The sequence below is a fragment of the Mariprofundus ferrooxydans PV-1 genome (assembly GCF_000153765.1).
Classification (GTDB): Bacteria; Pseudomonadota; Zetaproteobacteria; order Mariprofundales; family Mariprofundaceae; genus Mariprofundus; species Mariprofundus ferrooxydans.
In genome coordinates, this window is the sequence record NZ_DS022294.1 from 1,317,423 (window position 1) to 1,341,430 (window position 24,008).

The window sequence follows — 24,008 nt, forward strand, 5'->3', positions numbered from 1 at the left end:
ACGCCGGTTTCCCTTCTTTCTTTGGCGCAGGAAACTCAGCCGCCTGTGGCCCCCGCAGCGCAGCCGAGCCCGGTTGAGTCGGAGCCTGCGGCAGCGCTTGAGTCGCAGGTATCTACGCCTGCACCTGCTGCCGATACGGTTGTATTCAAATCGCTGGATGAGTTGTCGGCAACGGCATCAACCTGTCGCCTCTGCTCGCTGGCCGATACGCGCACGCAGGTGGTGTTCGGCGTTGGTAATCCGCAGGCGGATCTGGTGTTTATCGGTGAAGCGCCGGGGCGCGATGAGGATCTGCAGGGTGAGCCGTTTGTCGGCCGGGCCGGCCAGTTGCTCGATCGCATGATGGCAGCTATCGGCCTGGATCGGGATGCCGTCTATATCATGAATACCATCAAGTGCCGGCCGCCGAATAATCGCGACCCGCGAGCCGATGAAGTGAAGGCCTGTAACCTCTGGTTTGAGCAGCAGCTTGATGCGCTGCAACCGAAAATGATCTGCCTGCTGGGCCGCGTGGCGGCACAGACCGTGCTCGGAACCGACGCAACACTCGGCGCGCTGCGCGGAGCGTGGCATGAGTATCACGGCATCCCCGTATGGGTGACCTATCACCCGGCCTACCTGCTGCGCTCCCCGCAACAGAAACAGAAAGGCTGGCAGGATCTCTGCCTGCTCGCCGATCGCTACCGTGACCTGACTCAATCCTGATCTCTGGCGCCTGCTGCTGGACGGGCTTTTTTTCTCCCCATGCGGAAACAACCTAGCGGCCACTCGTAATGCCCGACACCAAGATGCCTCGTTGACCCGCAGCCTGAATCGGGACATTGTGACTCCTTTCAGTGTTTTCGGTGGAGGATTTATGTTCGTATCTATGAAGAAAAAACAAGGAATTATTTCCTTGTATCAACACTGTTATACGAAAAATCAGGAATCTGAAGCATGAGCGGAGAGCCATTTAAGCCACCAGAACAAGGGAAGTCAGCTTTCCATTGCCCAAGCTGCAAAGCCTACGCCAATCAACTCTGGGGAGGCGCATACGCGCCATTTCATGGAGGAGGCTCCATTCAGGAGGTTAATGGTGTTACTTTTGCTTGGTGTACGCATTGCCACCATGAATCTATCTGGGTGAGTAATAAGTTGATTTACCCTGCATCAACACAAGCTCCCCCACCCAATGCCGATTTACCAGAAGAAATCCTCCTCGACTACGAAGAAGCGTCACGCATTGTTGGTGATTCACCAAGAGGTGCTGCGGCCTTATTGCGATTGTGTATACAAAAATTGTGCAAGCATCTTGGAGAGTCCGGAAAAAATATAAACAATGATATCGCGGCGCTTGTCAAAAAAGGCCTGAACCCCACACTCCAAAAAAGCCTTGATGTAGTTAGAGTTATAGGGAATGAGGCAGTCCATCCGGGAACGATAGACTTAAATGATGAACCTGAAACGGCAATCGCATTGTTCAACCTAGTTAATATTATTACTCAGGCAATGATCACTCAGCCGAAGATGATCGAGTCTCTTTACGAAAGCCTCCCCGACGAAAAGCGAAACCAAATTGAGCAAAGAGATAAATAATCGTATAACAACCCATCAAGCCTATCCAAAAAAGCGCTTCGTGCTTTTTAGATCGGCTGATGTGAGGCGTTGTTAGGCATCTGGAGGAATATTTGTACTTTCACACAAACACCTGCGGCCCAAGCGTTGGTGCGTTCCGTACCATCTTGGTTGCTGCCATTGCCTATGCCGTTAAGAACAACTTCAGCCAAGTTGTTCTTGCCGTCCATGCCAAAGGCAATCTAGACAACGTTATTTCCGACTCAATTGGCAAGGATGTGGTTAAGAAAATTCAGAAAGGGCCAACTTCTGTTATTCAAGGAGTAAGACTTGGCCTTACTACAGAGCGCATTGCTGTTCCATTTCTGGGCGATGCGGTATTTGTTGCCGCACACACTTCAACCAGTTACCTCAAGAAATTAGAAGCTGACCACAAATGCAAGGCATTGTTCTATGTCCCATGGCGAGACGAAGAGTTGGCTGAATTTCTTGTGCGCCATCAGTCACATGAGATCAAGGCTGATGCCTAACAGGTCATTCACAGTGATCGGGGTCAGCCTTTGAATGGCGGATTCGACCCTATTGATCCATGTTGACTATAGAGGCGGACAGAGTCCGCGAGCTTCCTGTTTCGCTCCGGTTTCAGCGCTTTTAGCAGAACAACAGGTCATTCTTCATGCGCAGAGTGTGCGCGTGAAGTGGTTTATATCAGTGCGTGCGCGATGAAGAAGCCGGCCAGTGATGTGACTGCAATAGCGATATCGAATTCCATGTTGGTCTCCCTCGGTTTTGATAGGTGAACTCTGTCACCGGAAGGGAATGGTGGATGTGGTCTGAGTCACACCGGGCGATAATCGTTATGAGGCCTTTGGTGCAGGTCGCATTTTGTGCGCAACAGGGCGTCCGGGCCTGCCGGTTTTTACCAGCTTACAATCGACGAGGTGGTCGCGCAGCTTGTCGCCTTTGATTTTCTCATGGCTGTCGTTCTTGTAATAGAAGCAGCGTTCAAAGCCGTGGTTATCATACAGCATCTTCCAGTAGGCCTCCGGATAGGCAATGCCGGACTTGTGCATGCGTTTCGGGTTGCTGCCATAAATCACGCCGTTCATGACATTTACCGAACCGAGTTTGCGGGCGATTTGACGCTCATAGCGCTCGGCCTTGATCCAGGTTTTGCGGTTGATCCTGGAGTATTGCGGAATGATGTTCGCCATCGAATAGACCGAGTGCAGCGACCTCTTTGAGTAGTCGAATGAGGCATCCGGAGCCAGGTGGCCGCGATCGGCATGAAACTCGTTTTTGGTGTAGTCCGATGAGGTGGTTCTGTATCTGGCCGGGATATCTCTGTCGGGATAGAAGCGGGGACGCTTCTTGATGTTGCCGGCTTCCATATTGTTGCCGATGAGTGTGTAGCCGACGAACAGAGCGCCTTTGGCCTTGTAGTCATAACAGATCTGGTAGAATTTCTTGTCCAGAACCTGATCGCAATTGCGATTGTTGATGAAGTCGCTGATGCCGGCGGCTGAGGCGCTGGCGATGCCGGTAAGCAGGCTGAAGAGTATAAGACTAAAGCGAACCATGATTTCCTCTCCGTGGATATCTGTTGCGCAACGGGTTGTGGCTGCGGGATGGCTGTTTTGCTGCAGGCGCTGATTAAAAGAGAGCCGCGTGAGCAAGTGACTGATTCATACTGGAGCCGATGTCCGGAATCGAACCGGAGACCTTCTCATTACGAGTGAGATGCTCTACCAACTGAGCTACATCGGCCAGTGTTCCAGCAGGCCGCGCATCTTAGCAATATTTATGCGGATGGGAACTGTCAATTATCGGGAGAGCAAAAGCCCGCCCACCTGTTACTGCTCCTGTACGGCCTGGATGGCGGCCAGTAGTGCAGGGGCGGCGGTTTCCGTGCGCAGGATGCGCGGGCCGAACGCGATGCTGCGAAAGCCCCGCTCGCCCAGTGTGGCGATGTCCGCATCGCTCCAGCCGCCCTCAGGTCCCACGGCCAGCGTGATTTCGCTGCTCTCTCTGATCTCTGTGCGGATCTGCTGCCATGATGCTGCCGTGTGCGGATGCAGTGTCAGGCCAAGGCCATGACAGGGGATGTCGGAGAGGCGGGTGTGCCAGTGAACTGTCGGCACGATGGTGCGTCCGCACTGTTCTGCCGCCTCGGTGACAATTTTGCGCCAGCGATCCAGCCGGGCGTCCAGTTTGCTGCCGTCGAGCTTCAATGATGAGCGCTCGGAGCGGGTGATGTGGAAACCGGCGGCACCGAGCTCTGTACCTTTCTGCAAAACCGTCTCGATTTTCTCGCTGCGACAGGCGCCCTGAACAATATGAACCCGACAGGCCATCTCGCGATCAATGTTTTCAAAGGCTGTAATCCGGCATGATGCAGCCTTTCTGGAGAGGCTGTCGATGACAGCATGGTATTCACCGCCATGGCCGTTAAACAGGATTACTGTGTCACCGACGGCATGGCGCATCACGGTGTGCAGATAATGGGCGAGGTTGGCCGGCAGATCGACGGTTGTGCCGGCCTCAAGCGGCTGGTTCAGGTGTAGGCGACAGGACATGGGGCGGATTCGGCCTGATTTCCGAAAGGCATGCAAGCTGCGATACAAGAGAGGCGGTAGCTACTTGACCGGACAGGCTGTTGGCTCATGATGCGCGCATGTTTTTTGGCGATATTGAATCACAACCATGGCAGTCCGTACGCGTCTGGAAACCGGCCGATGCAGGCGTTGGCCGTGATGCGGCAGCCGTGCTGACCGTTGCCGGCTCATTAACCCGCTTTCTGGAGCGGCATTTTGCCATCCGGCTGGATGTGCGTGTGCATGACCAGTTTGTCGATTCCATGAGTGCGGAAGAGGCGCAGCTGCTGGTTTGCGCTCCCGGCGCATCGGCCTTGCGTCGTCAGGTGTCGCTGCTGCACCGTGGCTCGGTGATGTTTGATGCTGAATCGGTGTTGCCGCTGGAGGATCTGCCTGCTGATCTGATGCTTGAACTGCAGGAGGGTGCTCGTCCGTTGGGTAATCTGTTGCTGGATCGGGGACTCTCCCTGTCGCGTTCGGATCTTGCCGTGGTGAAGCTCGATATGGAGGGTGCAAATAACGGGCGCTGGGCCAGGCGTTCGGTATTGCGCTCACCTTCTGGAACACGCGCGCTGGTGGTTGAGGTGTTTCATCCGGCGCTTTGGCAGCGTATAGAAAACGCTGCCCGCCGTTACCCCCAGTGAGGTTTTCTCCGGCAGGGTCTGCATCTGACTGGTACAGGCTGCTGCGCATCGACAAACCTGCCGGTTACTGGTTGCTGCTGTGGCCGACCCTGTGGGGATTGCTGGCGGCATCGGGCGGTCGCCCCTCTTTAAAGAATATCATCATCTTTGTGGCCGGTGTGCTGTTGATGCGTTCGGCCGGCTGCGTGATTAACGATTTTGCCGATCGTAATTACGATCCGCATGTTGAGCGTACGAAATCCCGCCCGATTGCCGCAGGTGCGATTGCGCCCGGGGCGGCGATGGTCGGTTTTATTGTGATGTTGCTGCTGGCGCTGCTGTTGGTATCCATGACTTCTGCCTATGTGATGGCGCTGGCTGTGGCGGGTGCGCTGTTGGCATTCATTTACCCGTTTGTTAAACGCTATACCCATTTTCCGCAGGCCTGGCTGGGTATGTCCTTTGGCTGGGGCGCGGTGATGGCGTGGGCTGCTGAAACGGGTTCGGTGTTTGACTCGCCGGTGCCGTGGTTGTTGTTTGCAGCCAATATCTGCTGGTCGATCTCCTATGATACGGCTTATGCGTTGGGTGATCGTGCGGATGATCTGAAGATCGGCGTCAAGTCCGCTGCGATCTGGTTCGGTGACAGATCTGTTGTGGCGATTGTGCTGCTGGGTATGGCCACCGTGTCGCTGCTCGGCGTGGCGACTTTTATGCTGGGCGGCTTCTGGGTAGGGCTCGGCTGGTGGCTGGCACTGATGCTGCAGATGCTGTTGTGTGGCCGGTTGATGCGCTGCGGCGAGCGATGGGGCTTCGATTTCTTTCTGCAATCCCATTATGTCGGCGCACTGTTTGCCGCGGGTCTTGCACTGCAGGGCTTGTCCGCGACCTTATAAGGTATACAATACGCCGCTTCACGGGGGCGACTTGGTATCGACGGAGATGCTGAACCCTGTGGGGCATGTCGGGTTGTTGGTCCCGTAAAAAGCTGGCACTTGCATATAATTGCAAACGACGACGTAGAACTAGCTTACGCTGCGTAAGTTACCCCGCTCTTGAGGTGTCCATCCATTGAGAATCCGGGGCCATTTAGATGGAATCGCCACTACAGAACGGAGACTCGTGGTCTGTAGGGTTAAATAGCTACGAATCGACCCCTTGGGCATCTTGTCCGTTTGGTTCTCAAGGGGTGCTACTCGAACGGACTAAACATGTAGAACCACAGGCTGATGATTTTCGGACGCGGGTTCGAAACCCGCCGCCTCCACCAAACACAAATGGCCTCCCATCAGGGAGGCCATTTGTGTTTGGTGGTGTGCGTCCGGGATGAGTAGCTTGTTCGACAGTTCGGCAGGATAGCCGAACTGAACGTCGCTATAAGCGACGGCCCGAAGGGCGAGGGGCAGGAGCCCCGAGTAAACCCGCCTGTTTGGATGTGCCAATCACAGATCACTGGCATCAGGGAGGCCATTTGTGTTTGGTGGCTGTGCGTTAGTGCTGAGTGCCCATGGTTCATGGCGCACGTCCATGTGCGCCACCCTTACAGGGCGCTAACGCGTGCAATGATGCGATCCTGCATCATTGTCGACCAATCGGCAGGAGCAAGTAGCGGTGCTCCCGCTACGCGATAGGGGTTGTCGCTGAATCAACGTCGCGCAACGCGCGCCCGCAGGGCAAGGGCAGGATGCCCGCAGTCAAACCCGCCACCGGAGCAGGGACTGCACTCGAGGTGCCTGCTACGGCCCTCCGAATACATATCATACCTTCACGCTCAGAACTCCCGCTCACCTCTTTCGACAATGGCTCAATGTTGATTTTCAACCGGTTCAGGTGGTTGAGAAGCCATCTCTTGTTGCCCTATGTGCGTTTGCGCTTTAGTCTGACCACTGTTCAAGAAGGGGAAAGACCGCGCAGATTATATGGTTGAAGTTACATGGCGCCATGTTATTTTCCCCTAGTTATTAAACAGTTAAATAACGGGCGAAATCTTGACCAAATTGTGCTTCGGTGTTAGCAAGCGTGCCCATTTTTTTGGGGGGCTGGCTCAGGGAGTAGTGAATTCAGGAGGGGGTTTCAATGGGCGCGGAATATCTCGCCAATGAGTATGCACCAATTTTTATCTTTATAATTATTGCTTTTGTTATGGGGGCGGCACCGCTTGCACTGACCTATTTGCTGGCAGAGCAGCGGCCGAATGCTGAAAAGCGCTCGGCTTACGAGTGTGGCTTTGAGGCATTTGAAGATGCGCGCATGCAATTTGACGTTCGTTTCTATCTGGTGGCTATCCTGTTTGTTGTGTTTGATCTGGAAAGTGCCTTCCTGTTTCCATGGGCTGTCGTGCTCAATAAGATCGGTCTGTTCGGCTTTGTTGAGATGATGATGTTCCTGGTGATTCTGCTGGTGGGCTATATCTACGCTTGGAAGAAGGGGGCCTTGCAATGGGAATAGAAGGCGTTCTTGAAAAAGGTTTTATTACCACGACCGCAGACAAACTGATTAACGGCGCAAGAGCCGGCTCTTTGTGGCCGATGACCTTTGGCCTGGCCTGCTGTGCAGTTGAAATGATGCATGCCGGCGCATCGCGCTACGATCTGGATCGTTTTGGTATTGTGTTTCGCCCCTCTCCGCGTCAGTCGGATGTGATGGTGGTGGCCGGCACGCTGTGCAATAAAATGGCACCGGCGCTGCGCAAGGTGTACGACCAGATGTCTGAGCCCCGCTGGGTGATTTCGATGGGCAGCTGCGCTAATGGCGGCGGTTACTATCACTACTCTTATTCGGTAACGCGCGGGTGCGACCGGATCGTGCCGGTTGATATCTATGTGCCGGGCTGCCCGCCAACTGCGGAGGCGCTGCTGTACGGTTTTATTCAGCTGCAGGAAAAAATAAAACGTACCAACACGATTGCCCGGTAGGCATACGATATGACGGAAAAAAACATGACGGAAGAAAAGTTGCAGGATGATATCGGCGTCACTGCGGAGACTGCCTTGCCACCGGAAGTGGATGGTTTGCGCAAGCGGTTTGGAGATCAGGTGCTGGATGTGGAGGCGGGGCTCGACTGTCCGAGCGTCACGCTGGCGCGTGAGTGTATTGCCGAGGCTTGTCACTACCTGAAAGGCGAGCACAGTTTTGAGCAGGTGATGGATATCTGCGGTGTCGATCGCAGTGATTACCGGGGCTGGCCGGCGGATGCTCCGCGTTTTCAGGTGGTCTATCAGTTGCTTTCCGTGTCACGCAACTGCCGGATACGCCTGAAGGTGGGCGCTAATGAGCGTGATCTGGTTGATTCGGTTACGGAAGTGTGGCCGACGGCAAACTGGTTTGAGCGCGAAGCCTTTGATATGTACGGCATTATATTTAATCACCATCCGGACTTGCGTCGTCTGCTGACGGATTATGGCTTTGAAGGCTATCCGCTGCGTAAGGATTTCCCTGTGACCGGACGGGTGGAGATGTTCTTTGATGAGGCACAGTGGCGCTGTGTTTATCGTCCGAACAAACTGGAGGCCAGACAGCTGATCCAGAAATCGTGGCCGGGGGTCGATCGTGGCTGAGATCAAGAATTATACCCTGAACTTCGGCCCGCAGCATCCGGCTGCGCACGGTGTGTTGCGTCTGGTGCTGGAGCTGGACGGTGAAGTTGTCGAGCGCGCCGATCCGCATATCGGCCTGCTGCACCGCGGAACCGAGAAGCTGTTTGAAGAAAAAACCTATCTGCAGAACCTGCCGTACTTTGATCGCTTTGATTACGTATCGATGATGGCCAATGAGCATGCTTATACACTGGCCGTGGAGAAGTTGCTCGGTATCGAGGCGCCTGAGCGGGCCCAGTATATCCGGGTGATGTTTGCCGAGTTGACCCGTATTCTCAACCATTGCATGTGGTTGGGCGCTGTGGCGCTGGATATCGGCGCGATGACGGTGTTTCTGTTCTGTTTCCGTGAGCGCGAGGATATCTTCGATTATTATGAGGCGGTATCCGGTGCGCGTATGCATGCATCCTATTTCCGTCCGGGTGGCGTGGCCAAAGATCTGCCGGAAGGCCTGCTGGAGCGCATCAAGGGCTTCACCGAGCGCTTTCCCGGCTTTGTCGATGAATATGAGACCCTGCTGACGGAAAACCGTATCTGGAAACAGCGCAATGTCGATATTGCCGTTGTGGATGAGGAGTCGGCGCTGGAATGGGGCTTTAGCGGTCCGATGATTCGCGGTTCCGGTGTGGCTTGGGATCTGCGTAAAACCCAGCCGTATGATGTCTATGACAAGATGGATTTTGATATTCCGGTAGGCGTTACGGGCGACTGTTACGACCGTTATCTGGTGCGTGTGGAAGAGATGCGTCAGTCCAACCGCATTATTGAACAGTGTGTTGAATGGTTGAGCAATAATCCCGGCCCGGTCAAGGTGGATGATTACAAGCTGACCAGTCCGCCGCGTGCTGAAATGAAGTCGGATATGGAGTCCCTGATCCATCACTTTAAATATTTCTCGGAAGGGTATCACGTGCCTGAAGGTGAGGTGTATCAGGTGGTTGAGCACCCGAAGGGTGAATTCGGCGTATATCTGGTTTCCGATGGCTCCAACAAGCCATACCGCATGAAGGTGCGGGCGCCCGGTTTTGCCCATATTGAAGCACTCGATTATATGTGTCGCGGTCACATGATTGCCGACGTGGTGGCGATTCTCGGTACGCAGGATATTGTTTTCGGAGAGGTTGACCGATGAGTGCTGCAGTAAGCATAAACTCCCATCGTTTCAGTGAGGCGCGTCTGGCTGAAATTGCCGAGTTGGTGAAGCGTTATCCCGGTGCACAATCGGCGTTGATGCCTGTATTATATATGGCGCAGGAAGATTTCGGATATCTGTCGATGGATGTGCAGCAGCATGTTGCCGATGTGCTGGGGCTCAGGCTGATGCAGGTGCGGGAAGTCGTGACCTTTTACACCATGTTCCGTGAGAAACCCTGTGGCACCTATTTGCTGGAAGTATGTACCAATGCCGGTTGCATGCTTAATGGTGCCAATGAGTTGGTGGCGCATATGTGCGAAACGCTGGGTATCAAGGTGGGTGAAACAACGGATGACGGCCTGTTTACAGTGGCTGAAGTGGAGTGCGCGGGTGCCTGTGGCGGTGCGCCGGTGGTGCAGGTGAATCATACATACCATGAAAAAGTGACGCCTGAGACCATGGATGCATTGATTACGCAGATGCGTGCGGACGGAGGTGCAGTATGATTCCTTCTGATCCCAAACAGGTGAAGCAGATCTGCTTCGATCGTATCGATATTCCGGATGTAAACACGCTGGCCGTTGCGCGCAAACACGGTGCATATGCTTTTCTGCCGACAGTGCTCAAGGAGTTTACGGCGGCAAAAATTGTTGATGAGATGAAGCTTTCCGGCCTGCGTGGCCGCGGTGGCGCAGGTTTTCCAACAGGTTTGAAGTGGTCATTTGTGCCGCGTAATACGGGTAAGCCGACCTATTTGTTGTGCAATGCCGATGAGGGTGAACCGGGTACATTCAAGGATCGCGATATCATGCGCTTTGATCCGCACTTGCTGATTGAAGGGATGATCATGGCGGGCTTTGCGCTGAATGTGCGCGATGCCTATATCTATGTGCGCGGCGAATTTCTGCATGAAGCGAACGTGATGAATGAGGCGATTCGTGAAGCCTATGCGGCCAACCTGCTGGGTGAGAATATCCTTGGCAGCGGTTACAGCATGCATCTGACCGTACATCGCGGTGCAGGGGCCTATATCTGCGGTGAGGAGACAGCGCTGATCGAGTCTCTGGAGGGCAAGCCCGGACGTCCGCGTTTCAAGCCGCCTTTCCCTGCTGTAGAGGGTTTCTATCGTTGTCCGACGGTGGTCAATAATGTGGAAACGCTGGCAACCGTTCCGGCTATTCTGGAGCATGGCGGCGCCTGGCATGCGGCAATCGGCGTGCCGAATAATACCGGCTGCAAGATTTTTTCCGTATCCGGCCATGTGAACAAGCCTGGCAACTATGAAGTGCCGATGGGTACGTCGCTGAAGACGTTGATCGAAGAGTACTGTGGCGGCCTGCAGCATGGCTCCGTGCCGAAAGTGGTGATTCCCGGCGGTTCATCCACCCCCTGGCTGACGGCTGAACATTATGAGGCTCCGCTGACCTATGACGGGATGATTAAAGCCGGTTCCATGCTGGGTTCGGGCGCGATTATTGTTATGGATGAAACCGCTGACTTGATCGCAGTGACGCGTCGTCTGGCGCATTTCTATGCGCATGAATCCTGTGGCCAATGTACGCCATGTCGTGAAGGCACCGGTTGGCTGGAGCGCATTATGATCCGTGTTGAAAACGGACAGGCTTGTGCGGAAGATATACAGGTGCTCAGTGATGCGGCGACGCATATGGCAGGGCGTACGATTTGCGCGCTGGCTGATGGTGCTGCGGCTCCCATTTTGTCGATGCTCAAACATTTCCCGGACGAAGTGCGAGCGCGAGCGCTGGGGAAAGCTGCATGAGTGTTCGTATGTTCTCTAAAACGGCCGCGGGCCAGCTGTGTGATACCGATGGAGGTGTGGCGTGACGAGTCTGTTTATCAATGATCAGGAGGTCGAGGTCACGCCCGGCACCAGTATTCTGGAGGCTTGCCGCCAGAACGATTTTGATGTGCCCTATTTTTGTTATCACCCCGAGCTGTCGGTCGCGGCCAACTGCCGTATGTGCCTGGTGGAAGTGGAAGGCTGGCCGAAGCCTGCTGCATCGTGCTGTACACCTGTTTCCGAAGGCATGAAGGTAAAAACCCAAACCGAATCACTGAAAAAAGACCGTCAGATGGTGATGGAGTATCTGCTGATACACCATCCGCTGGATTGCCCTGTCTGTGATCAGGGCGGTAGCTGCAAACTGCAGGATTATGCACTGGATCATGGTGCCTCCAAGGGGCGTTATGCCGAACCCAAGCGTGCGGTGGTGAATTACGAGCTGGGGCCTTTCGTTAATACCTGCATGACCCGTTGTATCCATTGTACCCGTTGCGTGCGTTTTGCCGATGAAGTGGCCGGAACCGGTGATATCGGCATCCTGAACCGCTCAGACCATATGAGTATTGCCGGCATCGTTGAAGAGGCGCTGGAATCGGAGTTGTCGGGCAATTTGCCGGATATCTGCCCGGTTGGCGCACTGCTGGACAAGCCGTCGCATGACGTATCGCGCCCATGGGAGATGTCCCACCACAAGAGCACCTGCACGCAATGCCCGAACGGTTGCGACATTCATATTGAATCGCGCGGTGATGAAGTGATGCGTATTCGTCCGATTGCAGGTTCCCCTGAACCATGGATCTGTGATCGCGGCCGTTATGTTTATGATGCCTTCCGCTCCGATGCCCGTATTCTGGAGCCTGCTGTGCGCCGTGATGGCGAGTTGCAGAGTGTCGGCTGGGATGAGGCGTTTGATCGCGTTGTTTCACTGCTCAAGGATAAACGTGTAGGTATTCTGTTCTCACCCGACTGGAGCGTGGAGGGTCATACCGCGATCCGCATGATGCGTGACACGCTCTTCCCGGATGCGAAGGTGGCTTTTGATCTGCATCGCAGAGATATGCGGCCGTTTGCCTTTGAAGAGGGCTTGTCGATGACGACGGCCCAGATTGAAGCGGCCGACCAGGTCGTGGTACTGGGTTCCGATCTGCGCCAACGTCTGCCGCTGTTAATGCAGCGCCTGCGTAAACGTGGTCATGCAGGCAAGCCTGTTTCACGTATCGGTGCAATGAACTACCGCACCAATATGGAGATCAGCAATGATGCGATCATCCGTCCGCGTGACTGGCCTGCAGTGATTGCCAGGGCTATGGAGCAGGTGCGTGATCTGGGCAAAACGGCTGCCGGCTTTGATGCATGGCTGGCTGCTGTGCCAGCTCGCCATGAAGCAGGCAAGATCCTTGCCGATGCGCTGATGGCGGAGAGTTGCGCCTTGCTGGTTGGTGAGGAGATTCGTTCCGATAATGATGCAGCGGCATTGATTTCCGGTCTGGATCTGCTGATGCGTGCCTGCGGCCATGCCGAGACCGGCAGTGACGGACGTAATCTGATTCCTGAAGGGATGAGTGCACAAATATTGTCGTCTGTCTTTGCTGATGTACGCGTCAGTGCCGGTGATCTGTTTGCTGCAGCCGGAGCAGGTGAGCTGGATGCGATTGTGGTGGTGGGCAGCGACCCGCTGGGTGATGGTCTGTTTCCAACTGCAGCCACTGCTGCTCTGGACAAGGTGCCGCTGATTCAGATCGGTTCTATTGCCGGTCGCATCGGCGAGCGTGCCGAAGTGCAGCTGCCGGCTGCTGCCTACTCCGAAACGGAAGGCACATTTGTGAATATGGAGGGTCGTGTCCGGGTGGCAACCAATCCGATTCGATCCCTTGGTCAGGAGCGTCCGCTGTGGAAGGTGATGATGCGCCTTGTGCAGGTGATGGGCGGCGAAGTGCCGGTAGTCAGTCTGGATGAGTTGCGTGCTGCAATTGTCGCGCGTGTGCCGGAGTTGGCCGGAGCCTGGTCTGCAACAGAGCAGGATAAGCTGTTGCTCGCTCCCCGGCGTAACCGGACCTCGAGCTTTACGCCGAGCAAGCAGAAACATGCATTTGACCTGGATGTGGTCAGTCGCTACTCCATGTACCGCGAGGGTATGTGGGTCAGGGCCTCCAAGTTACTCAGTGAGGCTGCGATGCTTCACTGCCTGGATGATCTGCTGGTGCATCCGGATACGCTGGCGGAAGCCGGTTTGCAGCCGGGCGAGATGGTGGTGCGCTCATTTTTGGGTGAAACAGCGTGTCATGTCGGCGTGCGTGAAGATGTCAGCCCCGGCGTGTTGTTTGTATCCAGACGCGGTGTAGCAGGCGCACTGTCTGATCTTGACGTGGCAAGTCTGGCGGGAGGACAATCATGAGTGGTTGGGATATGGCCGCCCAGGCGGGCATCTGGGCGCTGGAGATACTGGCGATTACTGTGCCTGTGGCGCTCGGTGTTGCTTATATCACTTACTTTGAACGTCGTGTGATTGGCTGGGTTCAGGTCCGTAAGGGGTGCAACCGTGTCGGTTGGGCAGGTTTGCTGCAGCCGCTCGCCGATGGTCTGAAGCTGGTGCTGAAAGAGACGATTATCCCGACAACCGCGAACAAATATCTGTTTATCGCGGCTCCTATCATTTCGTTAATGCCGGCACTGGTCGCGTTTGCCGTCGTACCATTCGGTGAAACAACGTTGTTTGGTTTGTGGGATGTCATGCATGTCATGAATATTTCCAACCTGAATGTCGGTCTGCTATATATTATGGCTATCTCCAGTCTATCCATCTACGGCGTGCTGATGGCGGGCTGGGCGTCCAACTCTAAATATCCGTTTATCGGTGCCATGCGCGCTACCTGTCAGATGATCTCCTATGAGGTTTCGATGGGCTTCGGACTGGTGACCGTCATGATGCTGGCAGGGTCACTGAATCTGGCCGATATCGTTCATGCCCAGCAGGGTGGCTTGCTGCACTGGTATATGATTCCGCTGTTTCCGATGCTGATCGTCTACTTTATCTCCGGTTGTGCCGAGACTGCGCGTACACCGTTCGATCTGGTGGAGACTGAGGAGCTGGTGTCCGGTTATTATACCGAATATTCAGGCATGTGGTTTGCCACCTTCTCACTGGCTGAATATGCCGCGATGATTCTGATCAGCCTGATGACATCCATCCTGTTTCTTGGCGGCTGGTATGCGCCGATTCCTGCACTGGACTTTATTCCCGGTACGGTCTGGCTGCTGGGCAAGACAGCCTTCCTGATCTTTGTATTTATCTGGTTCCGGGCCACATTCCCGCGTTATCGTTATGACCAGATGATGCGTCTGGGCTGGAAAGTGTTCCTGCCGTGGACGCTGGCATGGATTGCCGTGGTCGGCATCTTTATCTACACGCCGGGGCTGGATTCGATCATTAACTTCTGGATGCCGTGGAGGTAATGCAAATATGATTAAAAAAGCATTGAAAACATGGCTGCTGTGGGAGCTGGTGCTGGGGCTGGCCCTGACCGGTCGCTATATGTTCCAGAAAAAGATTACCGTGGAATATCCGGAAGAGAAAACGCCGTTATCTCCGCGCTTCCGCGGCCTGCATGCACTGCGCCGCTATGAGTCCGGTGAAGAGCGTTGTATCGCCTGCAAACTATGCGAGGTGATCTGTCCTGCGGTAGCGATTCTGATTGAGTCGGCTGAGCGCGATGACGGCAGTCGTCGCACCACGCGTTACGACATCGATTTCAGCAAGTGCATTTACTGCGGCCTGTGCCAGGAGGCATGCCCGGTGGATGCGATTGTGGAAACTCAGGAATTCGAATATGCCACGGAAACACGCGATGGCTTGTATTACACCAAGGATATGTTGCTGGCCGTTGGTGACAGGAATGAGAAGCAGATTGCCGCCAATTTGGCTGCAGATGCACGCTACAGCTGACGAAAGTCTGGAGGGGTGATGCTGGAAACCGTATTTTTTAACCTGTTTGCAGGACTGTCTGTGCTCTCCGGCATGGGCGTCGTGCTGGCGCGCAACACGATGCATTCGGTCATGTTTCTGATCTTCTGCTTCTTTAATGCAGCCGGTCTGTTCTTCCTGCTCGATGCAGAGTTTATCGGCATCATCATGATCCTGATTTATGTCGGAGCGGTCATGGTGCTGTTCACCTTCGTGGTGATGATGCTGGAGATCAATACAGCCCGCATGCGTGAAGGCTTTCTGCAGTATCTGCCTCTGGGTGGTCTGGTTGCGATTGTCCTGCTGGTCGAGTTTATCAGTGCCGCGGTCTCCGGTGTATTCAGCAGCGGCGCGATGGCCACGGCTGATCACTTGCCGCAAAGCGTCAATAATACGGTTGAGATCGGCCAGGTTCTTTATACGAAGTATCTGCTGGGCTTTGAAATCGCGGCCCTGATTCTGCTGGTCGCGCTGATCGGCGCTATCGTTCTGACACTCAGAACCCGCAAGGATGCGAAGTACCAGAAGATTGCTGCTCAGGTGGGCGTGCGCAAGGAAGATCGTATGCGTAAGGTAAGGATGTAAGATGATTGAATTATCACAATACCTGATCGTGGCCGCGGCGCTGTTTACACTGGGCGTTATCGGTCTGTTTCTCAATCGCAAGAATGTGATTAATATCCTGATGTGTATTGAGTTGATGCTACTGGCTGTCAATATCAATCTGGTAGCCTTTTCTCACTACCAGCATGATCTGGCCGGTCAGATATTTGTCTTTTTCGTGTTGACTGTGGCCGCTTCGGAAGTGGCCGTCGGCCTGGCCATTCTGGTGGCCTACTACAGAACGCGCCGTTCTGTTGAAACTGAAGACATCAACTCGCTGCAGGGTTAAGGGGAGGGGTTTAAGTGCAAGAAACTGCAACTATGCTGAGCACAACCGAATTACTGGCCATCCCGGGGTTGCCCCTGCTGGCGGCGCTGACAGTGGGCCTGTTCGGTTGGGCGCTGAAAGAGAAGCTCTCCCATACAATCACATCCGGCTGTGTGATTATCTCCGCATTTCTGTCGATCCACGTATTTATGCAGGTGCTCGCCGGTGCCAGCTTCTATGGTAATTTCTGGAGCTGGATCGTTTCGGGCGACTTTGTCGTCAATGTAGGCATGATGATTGATCGCCTGACGGTCATGATGATGGTGGTTGTGACCGTGGTTTCAGCCTGCGTGCATATCTATACCATCGGTTATATGCATGGCGATCCGGGCTACAGTCGCTTCTTCTCCTATATCTCCGGCTTCACCTTCTCGATGCTGGTGCTGGTCATGGGTAACAACTTCTTTACGCTCTTCTTCGGCTGGGAAGCAGTGGGCCTGGTCTCCTATCTGTTGATCGGTTTCTGGTTCAAGCGCGAATCCGCCACCTTTGCCGCAATGAAAGCCTTTATTGTTAACCGCGTAGGCGATCTCGGCTTTGCCGTGGGCATTCTGGCTATCTGGTACTATTTCGGCAGTGTCGACTACAGAACGGTTTTTGACATGGTGCCGGCCTTTGTTGACCAGCATCTGACGCTGGGTTTTATGGGTTGGCAGATGAGTGCACTGACCTTTATCTGTCTGGCACTGTTTGTCGGCGCAATGGGTAAATCCGGTCAGGTGCCGCTGCATGTCTGGCTGCCTGATTCGATGGAAGGCCCGACGCCGATTTCGGCGCTGATTCATGCCGCCACAATGGTGACCGCCGGCGTCTTCATGGTAGCCCGTTGCTCGCCGATGTTCGAGTACTCCGATACTGCACTGGCGGCGGTGACGCTGGTCGGTGCCATTACCGCCTGGATGTGCGCTACCATCGGTCTGGTACAGAATGACATCAAGCGGGTGATCGCCTATTCGACCTGTTCGCAGCTGGGTTATATGTTTGTGGCCTGCGGCGTATCGGCCTATTCGGTCGGCATTTTTCACCTGATGACTCACGCCTTCTTCAAGGCGCTGCTGTTCCTGGCAGCAGGCTCCGTCATTCATGCTGTCATGGCCGAACAGGATATTCGCAAAATGGGCCGCCTGCGCAAGTATATGCCTATCACCTATATTACCATGCTGATTGCAGCGCTGGCGCTCTCCGGCGTGCCGCCGTTTGCAGGCTTCTGGTCCAAGGATCTGATTATTGAGGCAACGATGATCCGTGAGATGGGCTGGGTCGGTAATTTCGCCTCTTTCGCGGTGCTGTCGGCCGTGTTTATGACGGCGTTCTATACCTTCCGCATGTTCTTCCTGACCTTTCATAACTCCGATCGTGTGCCGGCCAATATCAAGTCGCATGTGCATGAGTCGCCGAAGGTGATAACCATACCATTGATGATTCTGGCTTTCGGAGCATTTGCTGCCGGTGCATGGGGCGTGCTGGTGCTGGATATTGCCAATCCGGACGTGGCCAGCGGCTATTTCGGCACATCCCTGTTCGTACTGGATGCGCATAACCCGTTGATGATGATTGCCGAAGAGGGGCATCACCCCTGGTATCACTTCATCTTCAGCGCACCGTTCTGGCTGGCTATGGGTGGCATTGGTCTGGCTTATGCGATGTATTTCCGCGAGACAGCCATGCCGAAACAGCTGGCTGCAGCAACCGGCCCGCTTCATACCTTCCTGCTCAATAAATGGTACTGGGATGAGTTTTATGAGCGCTTTGTTGTCAAGCCGGCCCAGTGTGCGGGCACGCTGCTCTGGCAGAAGGCTGACCTGGCTGTGATTGATAAAGGGATAATTCACGGCGGCATTGTCGATACGATCAAGGCCGGTGCCGCGGGCATGCGCAGGGCGCAGACCGGATTTGTTTACCATTATGCCTTTGCCATGGTAACCGGTGTCTTCGGTCTGCTGACCTATCTGTTGTTGAAGGCATAAGGGAGATACTGAGAATGGACTTAAACAACGTTCTGGGCTTTCCGATTCTGTCCCTGAGTATATTCCTGCCGATGTTTGGTGCGTTGGTGATATGGCTGTTTGTGCGCGGTGATCGGGCTGTGCGCTGGGCTGCGCTGGCTGTGTCGGTTGCAACCTTTATTGTAACCCTGCCGCTGGCCTTCATGTTCGATAAGAATACGGCACACATGCAGTTTGAAGAGCTGCATCCGTGGATATCCACTTTCCATGTGAATTATCAGCTGGGCGTTGATGGCATCTCCATGCCGTTTATCATCCTGACCAGTCTGCTGACCATTATCTGTATTATTTCCGCATGGGAGTGCATCCAGACACGTGTGAAAGAGTACATGCTGGCGTTTCTGGTGCTGGAAACCACGCTGATTGGCGTCTTCTGCGCCCTTGATGCGATCCTGTTCTACTTCTTCTGGGAAGCGATGCTGATTCCGATGTATCTGATTATCGGTGTCTGGGGCGGCAAGAACCGCGTCTATGCAACGTTGAAATTCTTCCTTTATACACTGGCCGGTTCCGTACTGATGCTGATTGCCGTGCTGGCCATGTACTTTAAGGCGGGTCATACATTCAGTCTTCTGGCCTATATGGACTATCCGTTTGATTTCACCTGGCAGTTCTGGATCTGGATTGCGTTCTTTATTGCCTTTGCCGTGAAGGTGCCGATGTGGCCGGTGCATACCTGGCTACCGGATGCGCATACCGAGGCGCCGACTGCCGGTTCAGTCATTCTGGCGGGCATTCTGCTGAAGATGGGTGCATACGGTTTTCTGCGCTTTTCGCTCCCGATTCTGCCGGATGCATCGCAGTATTTTGTACCGTTTATGGTTATTCTGAGTCTGGTTGCCATCGTCTATATCTCGCTGGTTGCCATGATGCAGACGGATATGAAGCGATTGATTGCCTACTCTTCAATCGCCCATATGGGCTTTGTCACGCTGGGTACGTTTATGTTCACCCAGGTCGCCCTTGAAGGCGCGCTGTTCGGCATGATCTCACACGGCTTTGTCGCTGCTGCACTCTTCCTCTGCGTGGGTGTGATGTATGACCGGTTGCATACGCGTGAAATTGCCGCCTACGGAGGCGTGGCGAATGTCATGCCGATTTTTGCAGCTGTCATTATCCTGTTTGCCATGGCGAATGTGGCACTGCCCGGCGCATCCTCCTTCGTGGCTGAGATTATGGTACTGATCGGCACTTTTGATGCATCGGCAATCACGCAGCGAATCTGCCTGTATCGGTGAAGTGGGTAGCGATTATTGCTACGACCAGCGTGGTGCTCTCGGCATGCTATACCCTGTGGATGTGCAAGCGGGTGGTGTTTGGCGATGTGACGAAGGAGTCGGTTGGATCGATGAAGGATATGAGTGTGCGAGAGTTCGGTTACTTCGTGCCGCTTATCATTCTGGTTGCCTGGCTGGGTTTCTATCCGACGCCGGTGCTGGATCTGATGCATGAATCGGTGATCCATCTGGTGGCACAGGCATCAACGAGCAAACTGGATGCAGCGGCAGCGCTGGCGCAGACCGCGCCAATGCTTGATGTTGCACACCACTAAAGGTTGAAGGAGCAGGATAACTAAGATGGCTAATGTAACCTTTCCATACCCCTTCCCTGAGCATTTGTTTGCTCTGATGCCGGAGATGTTCGTGGCGGTAATTGCCATGGCGCTGCTATTGCTGGACCTGTTTATTGCCCGTGATAAAAAGGCTGTTACAGCCTATATCGCCATTGCCACTTCTCTGACGGCCGCGGTGCTTACGGTGCAGGCGATGATGCCTGAGTCTGTTACGGCGTTTTATGGATTTTTTGTTCTCGACCATTTTGCCGTACTGGCCAAGGTGTTGATCTGTCTGGGTACCGCGTTCGGTATGGTATTGTCGGTCAGCTATATGAAAGAGGAAGAGAATGTCGGCGAATTTTATGTACTGATGCTGTTTTCAATGTTGGGCATGATGCTGATGGTGTCGGCGACCAACTTTATTACCATGTATCTGGGGCTGGAGCTGATGGCCTTGTGTATCTATGTGCTGGTCGGCTACCAACGGGATGTGCTGCGCTCCAATGAGGCTGCGCTGAAATACTTTATCCTCGGTGCGCTGTCATCATGCATGCTGCTCTATGGCGTTACGTTCTTTTACGGTGTGACCGGCAGCTTCGACTTTATTGCCATCGGTAAGGGACTTGCCGCAGCCGGTAGCGGCTCCCATACAGCAGTGATGCTGGGTCTGGTGTTTATTGTGGCCGGTCTGGCGTTCAAGGTCTCTATGGCGCCATTCCACATGTGGACGCCGGATGCGTATGAAGGAGCTCCGACATCCATTACCGCGTTTATGTCGGTTGCGCCGAAGGTGGCCGGCTTTGTTGTCTTTATCCGCATACTGGTCGATGCGATGCCGGCATTGCAGCATGAGTACACCATGATCCTGACTGCGATGGCGGTGCTGACGATGGCTGTCGGTAATCTCGGCGCGATTGCCCAGCGTAATATCAAACGAATGCTGGCATATTCAACCATCGGCCATGTCGGTTTTGTCATGCTCGGTCTGATTGCTGCCAATAGCGAAGGCTATGCAGGCATTATGGTCTACCTGACGATTTACCTGTTCATGACCATGGGAGCATTCGCAGTCATCATTCTGATGCGCCGGGAAGGCATCCAGGGAGAGCTGCTGGACGATTTTGCCGGCCTCTCCAGGGTTCGTCCGGGTTATGCGCTGGCGATGGGACTGCTGCTCTTCTCGCTGGCAGGCATTCCGTTTCTGGGCGGCTTCTGGGCCAAATATGTTGTGTTTATGGCTGCCGTTCAGGCAGGGCACCTCTATCTGGTGCTGTATGCACTGCTGTTTTCGGCCGTGGGCGCGTTTTATTATATTCGTGTGATCAAATACATCTATTTTGACGAAGAGAAGGTGGCCTTCAACTTCGATGAAAGCAGATTGATGCAGGCAACCGTGGTCGTCATGACGATTGCGGTAGTTGCGCTGGGCTTCTATCCCGACCCGCTGATGGATCTGTGCAGGCAGGCTGTGGCAGGCCTGATCTGACGTGCCGGTCTGCTTTGTTAAAATATAGTGAATGCGCAATTGACGCTTGAAAGTGACGCCGCACATTGCTACAATGCGCCACGCTGTAAAAGAGGGGATTCACTTCGACCTTATTGAACATCCCGGGCAGGTAATGGTGGTGGTTCAATGAGTGAGTATAGCAGCATCGTCCGATATCAGGTTGGTGCGGGCATCGTTCTGATGGCGGTGTTCATATTGCTGGGTAAATACACTCTGGGTGCTTCATGTTTGTTTGGTGCATTGCTGATGGCAGCCGGTTCCTGGGAGCTGGCCAGAAGAGTGGTAGCGTCCGGCGGACTTGATGCTGATGGTTTACAGGTCTCACTGTACAAAGGTGCGGCTATAAGGTTTGTGCTGATCCTCATCGGATTGGCGGCAGGCTTTCTGCTGGGGCTTAATTTACCGGCGATTGCTGGCGGCATGTTTGCCGCTCAGGTATTATTTTACGTAGTGTCGCTGAGGCGGTTTGGCTCAGAGGCGAGGGACTAAGGGAGATCACCTTGGCTGGACAAGAACATAGCGGCGGAATCGCAGAGCATCTGCAGTATTGGTCATACTCTTTTGATGACAGTAATCCGTTTATGCAGATTCATCTGGACACCATGCTGCTGACGACGCTTATTGCGGTTGGCCTGATCTCGTTTTCACTGTGGTTGCGCGGCAAGTTGGTTGAAGGCGCTCCAACAGGTATTCAGAACTTCATGGAGTCGGTGATTGAGTTTATCAACCAGACCGTGAAGGATAACTTCTCGGTGAATAACCCGCTGATTGCACCGCTGGCCATGACCATCTTCGTGTTTATCCTGCTGTGTAACTCGCTGGATATTCTGCCTGCATATCTGATGCATCATGTTGCCGGCCTGTTTGGTCTGCATACATTCCGTCAGGTGCCGACCAACGATCTGAATTTGCCTGCAGCCATGGCTGTGTCCGTGTTCCTGCTGGTGCTCTATTACGAATTCAAGCTCAAGCCCGGCCACTTCCTCAAGGAGCTGTTGCTGCAGCCATTTGCGGCGCTTCTGCTTGATTCGAAGAATCCGATTGTTAAGTTGCTCGGCGTAATTCTGATTCCGCTGAATCTCACATTGAAGCTGATTGAGGAGTTTGCCAAGCCACTCTCCCTCTCCTTCCGACTGTTCGGCAACATGTTTGCCGGTGAAGTTATTTTTCTGCTCATTGCCTCGCTGCTGCTGGTCGGCAGCGTTGATGACCTGTCCTCTGTGGGTGGTGTTGTCTCCGGGGCTATGGGGCTACTCGTAGGTCTAGGCTGGTCGTTGTTTCATATGTTTATCGGTCTGCTGCAGGCGTTTATCTTTATGATTCTATCGGTTGTGTATCTGTCTATCGCACATCAGCCGGTTGAGCATTAAAATCTTTATCACAATAGCATAGGAGTACAAAAAAATGGATCCACATACAATCATCATCGCGGCTTCGGCCATCTCAGTTGGCGTCATTCTGGCGGCAGCAGGACTCGGTTCAGCTATCGGCTGGGGCCTGATCTGCTCCAAGACACTGGAAGGCATTGCACGTCAGCCGGAAATGCGTCCTCAGCTGATGTTTAACATGTTCATCTTCGCTGGTCTGATGGAATCTTTCCCGTTCATCATCATGGCATTTGCCCTGTGGTTCCTGTTCGCCAATCCGTTCATTGCCTAAGGATCGATTGCGTCGAATAAAATTAGTGGGGAATTTTCATGAGTATTGATCTTACATTTATAGCCCAGATTATCGTCTTCATTCTGATGGTTGTCGTTCTGTGGAAGCTGCTTTATGCACCGCTGAACGAAGCCATGGAGGCTCGCACCAAAAAGATTGAAAGCGGGCTGGCTGCAGCGGAGGCCGGAGTCGCGGCTCAGGCTAATGCCGAAGCTTTGATCACTGCTCAGCTGAATGAGGCCAAGAGCAAGGCGCATGAAATCATAGCTGCGGCAGAGAAACGTGCTGTCGAGGTTAATGAAGAGGCGCTGAACAAGTCTCGTCGTGAAGCCGAGCAGATTCTGGACAATGCCCGCGAAGAGGTTGGTGCCGAGCTGGAACGTGCACGTCAATCACTGCGTCAGGAAATTGCAGGGATTGCCATGCAGGCTGCCGAGAAGGTGGTTGAGGCTGAGCTGGATGCCAAGCGTCATGCCAAGATGATCGAGGCAATTATTGAAGAAGGCCTGGGCGCAGCATGAGCACACTGGCCATATCCCGCCGTTATGCGCAGGCATTGTTCGAGCTGATTCAGGAAGGATCGGATCTGGCCGAGGGTTTGTCTAAGCTGGCGGCTGTTGCCTCTGTAGAAGAGGTGCGTCAGACGCTGGTTACGCCAAGCATTGCTGCTGAGGTCAAGATTGCCATACTTGATAAAGTGTGTGGCGGTCTCTCCGCAGAGCTTGGTCGCCTGCTGACGCTGCTCGGAAGCAAAAATAAATTAGAGCTGCTGCCTGAAATCAACGCCATGGTTGAGCAGCTGATTCGTGATAGCGAAAGTGAAATCAGTGCGGTAGTGACATCTGCGGTCAAGCTTACAGCCAAGACACAGAGTGACATTACAGCTGCGCTGACCAAGCAGTCGGGCCGCAAGGTCAGGCTCGAGACAGCACTCGATGCATCACTGCTGGGCGGCATTGTCGTGCATATTGGTGATCGACAGATTGACTACTCAGTGCGTAGTCGACTCGAATCCATGCGCAAGACGATGGCCGGCTAAAGCCGTTTACAGTACATCAAGTACACAGAATACAGAGGTTGAAT

At 54.0% G+C, this 24,008-nt stretch carries 25 protein-coding genes, 1 tRNA gene, 1 other RNA gene and 1 pseudogene; 25 read left to right on the forward strand and 3 right to left on the reverse strand.

Features of this window, described 5'->3' with window-relative positions:
• The first annotated feature begins 21 nt into the window (after nucleotides 1-21).
• From SPV1_RS06010 to SPV1_RS06020, 3 genes are all read left to right on the forward strand, one after another.
• Nucleotides 22-705 carry a uracil-DNA glycosylase gene (locus SPV1_RS06010; RefSeq protein ID WP_231288299.1) on the forward strand — a complete coding sequence of 228 codons (684 nt, stop codon included), beginning with the start codon at nucleotides 22-24 and terminating at the stop codon, nucleotides 703-705.
• A gap of 231 nt (nucleotides 706-936) precedes the next feature.
• On the forward strand, nucleotides 937-1,575 hold the full coding sequence (locus SPV1_RS06015; protein WP_009850248.1) for a DUF4145 domain-containing protein: 639 nt from the start codon (nucleotides 937-939) through the stop codon (nucleotides 1,573-1,575).
• 92 nt (nucleotides 1,576-1,667) lie between these two features.
• Nucleotides 1,668-2,084, forward strand: a complete 417-nt coding sequence (locus SPV1_RS06020; protein ID WP_231288300.1) for a hypothetical protein — start codon at nucleotides 1,668-1,670, stop codon at nucleotides 2,082-2,084.
• A 327-nt stretch (nucleotides 2,085-2,411) separates the two neighbouring features.
• Here SPV1_RS06020 and SPV1_RS06025 read toward each other — a convergent pair whose 3' ends face one another.
• The 3 genes from SPV1_RS06025 to SPV1_RS06035 form a co-directional block, all read right to left on the reverse strand.
• A complete protein-coding gene (locus tag SPV1_RS06025) occupies nucleotides 2,412-3,134 on the reverse strand; it encodes a DNA/RNA non-specific endonuclease (RefSeq protein WP_009850251.1) in 723 nt (240 codons plus the stop codon).
• A gap of 111 nt (nucleotides 3,135-3,245) precedes the next feature.
• Nucleotides 3,246-3,321: transfer RNA gene (locus SPV1_RS06030), tRNA-Thr, on the reverse strand.
• A gap of 86 nt (nucleotides 3,322-3,407) precedes the next feature.
• The gene (locus SPV1_RS06035) at nucleotides 3,408-4,130 is read right to left on the reverse strand and encodes a 16S rRNA (uracil(1498)-N(3))-methyltransferase (protein ID WP_009850252.1); all 723 of its coding nucleotides are present in this window, start codon (nucleotides 4,128-4,130) and stop codon (nucleotides 3,408-3,410) included.
• Between the two features lie 98 nt (nucleotides 4,131-4,228).
• Here SPV1_RS06035 and SPV1_RS06040 point away from each other — a divergent pair, with 98 nt between their 5' ends.
• The 22 genes and pseudogenes from SPV1_RS06040 to SPV1_RS06140 all read left to right on the forward strand — a co-directional run bounded on the left by SPV1_RS06040 (nucleotide 4,229) and on the right by SPV1_RS06140 (nucleotide 23,964).
• Complete coding sequence (locus SPV1_RS06040; protein ID WP_040881527.1) at nucleotides 4,229-4,792, forward strand: chorismate--pyruvate lyase family protein; 564 nt, start codon at nucleotides 4,229-4,231, stop codon at nucleotides 4,790-4,792.
• The gene (locus tag SPV1_RS06045; RefSeq protein WP_009850254.1) at nucleotides 4,789-5,667 is read left to right on the forward strand and encodes a 4-hydroxybenzoate octaprenyltransferase; all 879 of its coding nucleotides are present in this window, start codon (nucleotides 4,789-4,791) and stop codon (nucleotides 5,665-5,667) included. The genes SPV1_RS06040 and SPV1_RS06045 overlap by 4 nt, the downstream gene beginning before the upstream one ends.
• 22 nt (nucleotides 5,668-5,689) lie before the next feature.
• Nucleotides 5,690-6,041, forward strand: a transfer-messenger RNA (tmRNA) gene (ssrA, locus tag SPV1_RS14150).
• Nucleotides 6,042-6,847: 806 nt separating this feature from the next.
• Nucleotides 6,848-7,219: an NADH-quinone oxidoreductase subunit A gene (ndhC, locus tag SPV1_RS06050; RefSeq protein WP_009850255.1), complete on the forward strand. Its 372-nt coding sequence runs from the start codon at nucleotides 6,848-6,850 to the stop codon at nucleotides 7,217-7,219.
• Nucleotides 7,210-7,686 (forward strand): NuoB/complex I 20 kDa subunit family protein, encoded by a 477-nt coding sequence (locus tag SPV1_RS06055; protein ID WP_009850256.1) that lies wholly within the window; start codon nucleotides 7,210-7,212, stop codon nucleotides 7,684-7,686. The genes ndhC and SPV1_RS06055 overlap by 10 nt, the downstream gene beginning before the upstream one ends.
• 9 nt (nucleotides 7,687-7,695) lie before the next feature.
• Nucleotides 7,696-8,328 carry an NADH-quinone oxidoreductase subunit C gene (locus SPV1_RS06060; protein WP_009850257.1) on the forward strand — a complete coding sequence of 211 codons (633 nt, stop codon included), beginning with the start codon at nucleotides 7,696-7,698 and terminating at the stop codon, nucleotides 8,326-8,328.
• Nucleotides 8,321-9,499, forward strand: a complete 1,179-nt coding sequence (locus tag SPV1_RS06065) for an NADH-quinone oxidoreductase subunit D (protein ID WP_009850258.1) — start codon at nucleotides 8,321-8,323, stop codon at nucleotides 9,497-9,499. The genes SPV1_RS06060 and SPV1_RS06065 overlap by 8 nt, the downstream gene beginning before the upstream one ends.
• Nucleotides 9,496-10,008, forward strand: coding sequence for an NADH-quinone oxidoreductase subunit NuoE family protein (locus SPV1_RS06070; RefSeq protein ID WP_009850259.1), 513 nt, complete (start codon nucleotides 9,496-9,498; stop codon nucleotides 10,006-10,008). Before SPV1_RS06065 ends, SPV1_RS06070 begins: the two co-directional genes overlap by 4 nt.
• The gene (gene nuoF / locus SPV1_RS06075; RefSeq protein ID WP_009850260.1) at nucleotides 10,005-11,282 is read left to right on the forward strand and encodes an NADH-quinone oxidoreductase subunit NuoF; all 1,278 of its coding nucleotides are present in this window, start codon (nucleotides 10,005-10,007) and stop codon (nucleotides 11,280-11,282) included. The genes SPV1_RS06070 and nuoF overlap by 4 nt, the downstream gene beginning before the upstream one ends.
• A gap of 61 nt (nucleotides 11,283-11,343) precedes the next feature.
• Nucleotides 11,344-13,701: an NADH-quinone oxidoreductase subunit NuoG gene (gene nuoG, locus SPV1_RS06080; protein ID WP_009850261.1), complete on the forward strand. Its 2,358-nt coding sequence runs from the start codon at nucleotides 11,344-11,346 to the stop codon at nucleotides 13,699-13,701.
• Complete coding sequence (gene nuoH / locus SPV1_RS06085; RefSeq protein ID WP_009850262.1) at nucleotides 13,698-14,759, forward strand: NADH-quinone oxidoreductase subunit NuoH; 1,062 nt, start codon at nucleotides 13,698-13,700, stop codon at nucleotides 14,757-14,759. Before nuoG ends, nuoH begins: the two co-directional genes overlap by 4 nt.
• 7 nt (nucleotides 14,760-14,766) lie before the next feature.
• Nucleotides 14,767-15,249 carry an NADH-quinone oxidoreductase subunit NuoI gene (gene nuoI, locus SPV1_RS06090; protein ID WP_009850263.1) on the forward strand — a complete coding sequence of 161 codons (483 nt, stop codon included), beginning with the start codon at nucleotides 14,767-14,769 and terminating at the stop codon, nucleotides 15,247-15,249.
• An 18-nt stretch (nucleotides 15,250-15,267) separates the two neighbouring features.
• On the forward strand, nucleotides 15,268-15,852 hold the full coding sequence (locus SPV1_RS06095; protein WP_009850264.1) for an NADH-quinone oxidoreductase subunit J: 585 nt from the start codon (nucleotides 15,268-15,270) through the stop codon (nucleotides 15,850-15,852).
• A 1-nt stretch (nucleotide 15,853) separates the two neighbouring features.
• Complete coding sequence (nuoK, locus tag SPV1_RS06100; RefSeq protein ID WP_009850265.1) at nucleotides 15,854-16,159, forward strand: NADH-quinone oxidoreductase subunit NuoK; 306 nt, start codon at nucleotides 15,854-15,856, stop codon at nucleotides 16,157-16,159.
• A gap of 32 nt (nucleotides 16,160-16,191) precedes the next feature.
• Nucleotides 16,192-18,165 carry an NADH-quinone oxidoreductase subunit L gene (gene nuoL / locus SPV1_RS06105; RefSeq protein ID WP_009850266.1) on the forward strand — a complete coding sequence of 658 codons (1,974 nt, stop codon included), beginning with the start codon at nucleotides 16,192-16,194 and terminating at the stop codon, nucleotides 18,163-18,165.
• A gap of 14 nt (nucleotides 18,166-18,179) precedes the next feature.
• A pseudogene (locus SPV1_RS06110) lies at nucleotides 18,180-19,756 on the forward strand (NADH-quinone oxidoreductase subunit M).
• Between the two features lie 25 nt (nucleotides 19,757-19,781).
• Nucleotides 19,782-21,245 (forward strand): NADH-quinone oxidoreductase subunit N, encoded by a 1,464-nt coding sequence (locus tag SPV1_RS06115; RefSeq protein ID WP_040881528.1) that lies wholly within the window; start codon nucleotides 19,782-19,784, stop codon nucleotides 21,243-21,245.
• Between the two features lie 147 nt (nucleotides 21,246-21,392).
• Entirely contained in the window at nucleotides 21,393-21,755 is a 363-nt protein-coding gene (locus SPV1_RS06120; protein ID WP_009850270.1) for an ATP synthase subunit I, read from the forward strand.
• 11 nt (nucleotides 21,756-21,766) lie between these two features.
• Entirely contained in the window at nucleotides 21,767-22,636 is an 870-nt protein-coding gene (gene atpB / locus SPV1_RS06125; RefSeq protein WP_018294242.1) for a F0F1 ATP synthase subunit A, read from the forward strand.
• 34 nt (nucleotides 22,637-22,670) lie between these two features.
• Nucleotides 22,671-22,925 (forward strand): F0F1 ATP synthase subunit C, encoded by a 255-nt coding sequence (gene atpE / locus SPV1_RS06130; RefSeq protein WP_009850272.1) that lies wholly within the window; start codon nucleotides 22,671-22,673, stop codon nucleotides 22,923-22,925.
• Nucleotides 22,926-22,963: 38 nt separating this feature from the next.
• Entirely contained in the window at nucleotides 22,964-23,446 is a 483-nt protein-coding gene (gene atpF, locus SPV1_RS06135; RefSeq protein ID WP_009850273.1) for a F0F1 ATP synthase subunit B, read from the forward strand.
• Nucleotides 23,443-23,964, forward strand: coding sequence for a F0F1 ATP synthase subunit delta (locus SPV1_RS06140; protein ID WP_009850274.1), 522 nt, complete (start codon nucleotides 23,443-23,445; stop codon nucleotides 23,962-23,964). The genes atpF and SPV1_RS06140 overlap by 4 nt, the downstream gene beginning before the upstream one ends.
• Nucleotides 23,965-24,008 lie beyond the last annotated feature (44 nt).